The following is a 6,514-nucleotide window of genomic DNA, read 5'->3' as shown; positions in this document are numbered from 1 at the left end:
CTGAAAGACAACCACATCGACTTCTCCGGCGGTATCCCGCCTGCCGTGGAGCGCGTAGTGGCCTATCTGAAAGCAAACAACCTCGACCTGAAAATCGAAGTGGAAACGCGCAACATCGAAGATGTGAAGGAAGTGCTGAAAGTAGGGCAGGTGCACCGCATCATGCTCGATAACTTCACGCCCGAACAGATCACCCCGGCATTGGAGCTGATCGGCGGGAAATACGAAACCGAAGCTTCCGGCGGCATCACGCTGGAGAACGTGGAGGCATACGCGAAAACTGGCGTGGATTACGTGTCTGTCGGCGCGATCATCCACCACGCCGTGAGCCTCGACCTGAGCCTCAAAGCCGTCATCCATCCCTAACAACAAGCGAATACCATTGCGGAAAATACTGATCATCATCAACCGGAAAGCTGGTACCGACCGTGAGAAATCCCTCGGCGCCGCCATTGCACGGCAGCTGCCGGGCAACCGCTTCCAGGTGGATACCGCTTATCTCCAATACCTCGGCCATGGCACCGACCTGGCCCGTGAAGCCGTACAGCGCGGCGTTGATACCGTAGTGGCCGTGGGCGGCGACGGTTCCATCAACGAAATCGCGCAGGGGCTCCTGGGCGCACAAACCGCCCTGGCCATCGTTCCCCTTGGCAGCGGCAACGGCCTGGCCCGCGCGCTCAACATTCCGCTGGATGTGGAAAAGGCCCTCGCCATCGTAGCCGCAGGCTTCAAAAAGCCCATGGACGCAGGGTATGCCAATGAGCACCTGTTCCTCAGCAATGCCGGAGTAGGGTTCGATGCCGTGATCGCCGACCGCTTCCAGCACAGCAAGAAGCGCGGCCTCGTCAATTACGCCCGCCTCGTGATGGGCGGGTTCACCAGCTACAAGCCCGCCGTGTATAAAATCCGGACGGATGGAAAAGAAGCCGAAGCCCCGGCGTTCCTGATGACGGTAGCCAACGGCAACCAATTCGGGTACGACTTCAAACTGGCGCCGCAAGCCAGCCTGTTCGACGGCGAGCTCGACGTATGCCTGGTGCGCCCGCTCAGATTCTGGGACCTGCTGCCGCTGAGTATCAGTTCGCTGCGGGGGAACATCGGGGAAAGCAAGTACATGCAGCATTTCACCGGGAAAGAAATAACAGTGGCGAGCCCCGACCTCTCCTGCCTGCAGGTGGATGGCGATGCGGTGCCGCTGACACAGGGAAAAACCGTTACTTTTAACGTAGTGCCCGGGGCGCTCCGCATGGTGCTGCCCGAAGGCCGCTAAATTTGTATGCCATGAGCAAGAAAAAATCCGCCTCCAACGGGATCGTTTATTCCACGGATCCCAACTACTCGTATTCCGAAGAAACGCCGCAGGAACAGGACACTTTGGCCCCTGCGGAGCAACGCCTCCGCGTGAAACTCGACACGAAGCAGCGCGCCGGTAAAACAGTGACCGTAGTGGAAGGGTTCGTGGGCACGGAAGCCGACCTGGAAAAGCTCGGCAAGGAACTCAAAACGAAATGCGGCACCGGCGGCTCCGCGAAAGACGGCCTGATACTCATCCAGGGCGACTACCGCGAGAAAGTGCTCCAGTGGCTGAAAGGCTGGGGGTATAACGTGAAATAATTTCCGGTTACACCGGAATGGACAAGGGCTGCTCCGATGCGGGGCAGCCCTTGTTTGTTTTTTTTGTCGGGGTACTATCTGTTCACCAATTTCAAAGCCCCTTCGGAGTAACGCTCGCCGGAAACCTGGTACCCGGAAAGAGTGGTTTCGATGCGGGAAACTTCTTCGGGCGTCAGCGCAATATCTGCGGCGGCGGCGTTTTCCTGGAGGTATTTGCGGCGTTTGGTCCCGGGGATGGGCGTAATGTCGTCGCCTTGCGCCAGCTGGGGCAGGGTGATGTGCTTGATGGATGCAATGTCTTCCAGGGCGCTGACGATCCGGAGGTTCTGCTCGAATGCTTCCTGTTGAAAGCGGGGGAGGTTACGGCGGAAGTCGGTGTCGTCGAGGTCTTCTACGTTGCGCAGGTCGGAAGTAAGGGCCCCGCGGCCGAGTGGACTGTACGGAACGATGCCGATGCCCAGTTCGCGGCAGGCGGGGAGGATTTCTGCTTCGATGTCGCGGACGAAGAGGGAATATTCGCTCTGCAGCGCCGCGATGGGGTGCACGGCGGCGGCTTTGCGGATGGAAGCGGCGGAAGCCTCCGACAGACCGAGGTAGCGCACTTTTCCTTCCTTCACCAGTTCGGCCATGGCGCCAACGGTTTCTTCGATGGGCACTTTATCGTCGACGCGGTGGGCGTAGTAAAGGTCGATAACGTCGGTCCCCAGCCGTTTCAGGGACGCTTCGCAGGCTTGTTTGAGGTAGGCGGGCGAGCCGTCGAAATAGGTGGAATGATCGTCGCGGTAGCGGAAGCCGAATTTGGTGGCGAGGAATACGTCTTTGCGGCGGGTGGCCAGCACTTCGGAGAGTTGTTTTTCGTTGAGGCCCTGGCCGTACATATCGGCGGTGTCCCAGAAATTGATGCCGAGATCGAGCGAAAGCTCCAGCGTGGCGCGGGATTCGGCATCGTCGCGCTGTCCGTAGGCGAAAGCCATGCCCATGCAACCGAGGCCGATTGCGGAAACTTTTTCGCCGGTGTTGCCCAGTGTTCTGTACTGCATGTTCGAATAGGATTTAATGGATAACAAATTTACGTTTCGGAAGTTGGGGCAGATTGCGGTCATCAAACAGATAGTTACAAATTTCTAACCATATGGATAGCGTCCTGAAATAGGTTGACACCCGAGCGCGGTAGTGGCTAAGCAGGGGTATAGTACAGATACAGTAGGGATACAGTACTAACCGGTTACCGGATGTAACCTGTTTTCGCGGGAAAAAACGAATTGCTTTCCTGCTGTTGCGTTGAATTTGCAAGGAATTGCATCGTTTGTTGCAATATTTAATTTGGATAAGCCGAAAAGAAGTTCCATCTTGTATTCCTCCATTTATCGACCAAAATCATGGGCTCAGTCCCGTGGCTGGCATTTTTGGAGAAGATACCGCGTTTGTCTTTACAAATTCCACTTCTCCAAAAAGCCAGTTTTTACTGGCTTTTTCCAGTTTTACCGGGTGAAGACGAATTCTACTTCCCCGAATCCCAGTTCCAGTATTTCTTTGTTCTTTTCGAGGCACAGGCGGCCGTCGGGCAGTACGTCGCGGATGACGCCCTGGAAGATTTCGCCGTTGATGCGGTAGAGCGCGGGTTCCTCCATGCGGTAGAGGTGGGATTTGTAATCGGTGAGCATGGCGGGATAGGTGTCGGCACTGAGTTGCTGGTAGCGTTTGTCGAGATGGCGGCAGAGGTCCTGTGCGAGCTCGATGGTGTCCCACTCCCGGCCGGTGATCTGGCGGAGGGAAACGGGGTTCTGAAGCTCATCGGGGAAGTGGGGCGTATTGATGTTGAGGCCCATCCCCGCTATGGCATATTGCCAGACGCTTCCACGCAAAACGTTCTCGATAAGTATGCCGCCTGCCTTTCTGTCACGCCAGTAAATATCATTGCTCCATTTGATGCGGGATTCGTCGCCGGCGTATTTGCGGAAGAAGTCGAATGCGCCGAGGGCCACGGCTACGCTGAGCATGAATTGCTGATGCAGGCCCAAGGCGGGTTGGAGAACGGTGGAGAGCATGATGTTCTCCCCGGGTTCGGAGCGCCACTGTTTGCCGCGCTGTCCTTTCCCCGCTGTCTGCTCCATGGCGAACCACGTGGAACCTGCTGTTACGGGGCCTTCGGCCACCCGGGCCATGGCATAGTTATTGGTGCTGTCTACCGTATTGAGCACGTGAAACGGAAAGCCTATCACAAATCCTGATTTAACTGTAAAATGAGCAAATTACCATCATTTTAACAATATTTTACCGGCTCATCCGTCTTCCAGCATATAGACCGGCGTTATATTTTGGCCCCGGTTTAGTAATTTTGAAGATTAAAGACTATTTTTAACAAAAACAGCACTTATTGGCACCCTTGACCATACTGAACAGCAGGAAAAAGGCGGTAACCCGCGTTAACAGAAACAGCAAGATTTTTACTTCCATCATAAAGGCCATACAGGAGAAAAAAGGGGAGAACATCGTTTCCCTTGATCTCAGAAAGATCCCTGAAGCGGTAGCTGATTTCTTTATCATTTGTGAGGCCAATTCCAGTAACCAAGTTAAGGCTATAGCGGATTTTGTGGAGGAGGAAGTGAAGAAGAACACGGACGAGTCTGCGTACAAGCACGAAGGGTTCACCGCCCAGCAGTGGATCCTGGTGGATTATGTCAACATCGTAGTGCATATTTTCATTCCCGAAACCCGCAAATTCTATGGCCTGGAAGAGATGTGGAGCGATGCGGAACGCATGGAACACCTCGATCACTGAACAAAACCCCCGGTTTTGTATTAATTATTTATATAAAACGACAACTCTCATTCGTAAAGGAGCGAACGATCATGGAAAAAGGAGGCAATAACTATAGCAAGGGATCGGATAAGACACCGAAGAAAGGACCAAAGTTCAACATCTACTGGGTGTACGCCTTCATCGGCATTGCCCTGCTGGCCATGAATTTTGTACTGCCGTTCTCCAGTCAACCCAAGGAACTGTCCGGTTTCAAAGAATTCCAGCAACGCTTTCTCCGCACCGGCGACGTGGAAAAGCTGGTAGTGGTGAATAAAGCGCTGGTGGAAGTATACATCAAGAAAGAACGCCTGAGCCAACCCCAATACTCTGAAGTAGCCAAAGGAAAGCTCGGCGCACAGAACCCCGGACCGCACTACCAGTTCACCATCGGAAGCGTGGAAAGCTTCCAGAAAGAACTCGACCGCGCGCAGGACGGTATGCCGCTGGCCGACCAGATGAACGTATCCTACGTTCCGCGGACGGCCTGGTTCGAGCCACTCATGCAAATACTGCTGCCTATCCTGCTGCTCATCGGCATGTGGGTACTGCTCATGCGTAAAATGGGCGGCCCCTCCGGCGGAAGCGGCGGGCCCGGCGGTATTTTCAATATCGGCAAATCCAAAGCCACCCTCTTCGACAAAGGCACCCGCGTCAACATCACCTTCAACGATGTTGCCGGCCTCGACGAAGCCAAAGTGGAAGTGATGGAAATCGTGGATTTCCTCAAAAACCCGAAGAAGTACACCGCACTCGGCGGTAAAATCCCGAAAGGAGCCCTCCTCGTAGGCCCTCCCGGTACCGGTAAAACCCTCCTGGCCAAAGCCATGGCAGGCGAAGCGCAGGTGCCCTTCTTCTCCATGTCAGGATCCGACTTCGTGGAACTGTTCGTAGGCGTAGGCGCCTCCCGCGTCCGCGACTTGTTCAAACAAGCCCGCGAAAAAGCCCCCTGTATCATCTTCATCGACGAAATCGACGCCATCGGCCGCGCCCGTGGCAAGAACGTCATGATGTCCAACGACGAGCGGGAGAACACCCTCAACCAGCTCCTCGTGGAAATGGACGGCTTCGGGACCGACAGCGGCATCATCATCCTCGCCGCCACCAACCGGCCCGACGTGCTGGACAGCGCCCTGCTGCGCCCCGGCCGTTTCGACCGCCAGATCTCCATCGACAAACCCGATCTCTTCGGCCGTGAACATATCTTCAACGTACACCTGAAGCCCATCAAGACGTCGCCCAACCTCGACATCAAGAAGCTGGCTTCCATGACCCCCGGTTTCGCCGGTGCGGACATCGCCAACGTATGTAACGAAGCCGCACTCATCGCCGCCCGTAAAGGGAAGAACGAAGTGGAAATGGAAGATTTCAACGACGCCATCGACCGTGTGATCGGCGGCCTCGAGAAGAAAAACAAAATCATCTCTCCGGAAGAGAAAGAAGTGATCGCCTACCACGAAGCCGGGCATGCCATCTGCGGCTGGTATCTCGAACATGCCAACCCGCTCGTGAAAGTGACCATCGTGCCACGTGGCGTTGCCGCGCTCGGGTACGCGCAGTATCTCCCGAAAGAACAATATCTCTACAACACCGAACAACTGATGGACGATATCTGCATGACCCTTGGCGGCCGTGCGGTAGAGGATATCGTGTTCGGCAAGATCTCCACCGGCGCGCAAAACGACCTGCAGGTGATCACCCGGATGGCTTATGCCATGGTGACCGTCTACGGTATGAACGACAAAGTGGGCAACGTTTCCTTCTACGATCCGAACAACGAGCAATCGTTCACCAAACCGTACTCCGAGGAAACCGCGAAAATGATCGACGATGAGGTGCGTATCCTGATCGACAAAGCGTACCAGCGCACCAAGCAGCTGTTGACCGACAAGCTGCCCCAGGTGAAACTGCTGGCGGAAGAACTGTTGAAAAAAGAAGTGCTGTATAAAGACGACCTGGAACGCCTCATCGGCAAACGGCCGTACGATACGCACAAAGAACATATCCCGACCAAGGCAGGTATCGGTGTGGAAGGCGTTCACCCTTCCGACATCGTGAACCCTTCCCCGGCTAACGTAACAACAGACCAGGACTAAGTAC

Annotated in this window: 6 protein-coding genes and 1 pseudogene; 5 read left to right on the top strand and 2 right to left on the bottom strand. The window is 55.2% G+C overall.

The window, feature by feature from the left end; all coding sequences use genetic code 11:
• The 3 genes and pseudogenes from Q0510_RS20945 to Q0510_RS20935 form a co-directional block, all read left to right on the top strand.
• A pseudogene (locus Q0510_RS20945) lies at window positions 1-366 on the top strand (nicotinate-nucleotide diphosphorylase (carboxylating)); the annotation flags it as partial.
• A 16-nt stretch (window positions 367-382) separates the two neighbouring features.
• Complete coding sequence (locus tag Q0510_RS20940; protein ID WP_298715989.1) at window positions 383-1,270, top strand: diacylglycerol kinase family protein; 888 nt, start codon at window positions 383-385, stop codon at window positions 1,268-1,270.
• A gap of 11 nt (window positions 1,271-1,281) precedes the next feature.
• The gene (locus tag Q0510_RS20935) at window positions 1,282-1,614 is read left to right on the top strand and encodes a translation initiation factor (RefSeq protein WP_298715987.1); all 333 of its coding nucleotides are present in this window, start codon (window positions 1,282-1,284) and stop codon (window positions 1,612-1,614) included.
• 74 nt (window positions 1,615-1,688) lie between these two features.
• Here the strand turns inward: Q0510_RS20935 and Q0510_RS20930 are convergent, their stop codons facing one another.
• Window positions 1,689-2,654, bottom strand: coding sequence for an aldo/keto reductase (locus tag Q0510_RS20930; protein WP_298715985.1), 966 nt, complete (start codon window positions 2,652-2,654; stop codon window positions 1,689-1,691).
• Between the two features lie 441 nt (window positions 2,655-3,095).
• Entirely contained in the window at window positions 3,096-3,836 is a 741-nt protein-coding gene (locus Q0510_RS20925) for a biotin--[acetyl-CoA-carboxylase] ligase (RefSeq protein ID WP_298715982.1), read from the bottom strand.
• A 155-nt stretch (window positions 3,837-3,991) separates the two neighbouring features.
• Between Q0510_RS20925 and rsfS the strand changes: the two genes are divergently transcribed.
• Window positions 3,992-4,396 carry a ribosome silencing factor gene (gene rsfS / locus Q0510_RS20920; RefSeq protein ID WP_298715980.1) on the top strand — a complete coding sequence of 135 codons (405 nt, stop codon included), beginning with the start codon at window positions 3,992-3,994 and terminating at the stop codon, window positions 4,394-4,396.
• 71 nt (window positions 4,397-4,467) lie between these two features.
• A complete protein-coding gene (gene ftsH, locus Q0510_RS20915) occupies window positions 4,468-6,510 on the top strand; it encodes an ATP-dependent zinc metalloprotease FtsH (RefSeq protein WP_298715978.1) in 2,043 nt (680 codons plus the stop codon).
• The last annotated feature ends 4 nt before the right edge of the window (window positions 6,511-6,514 follow it).

It is taken from the genome of uncultured Chitinophaga sp. (assembly GCF_937874145.1).
In the GTDB taxonomy this organism is placed as follows: domain Bacteria; phylum Bacteroidota; class Bacteroidia; order Chitinophagales; family Chitinophagaceae; genus Chitinophaga.
This window is presented reverse-complemented; position numbering and strand designations above follow the sequence as displayed.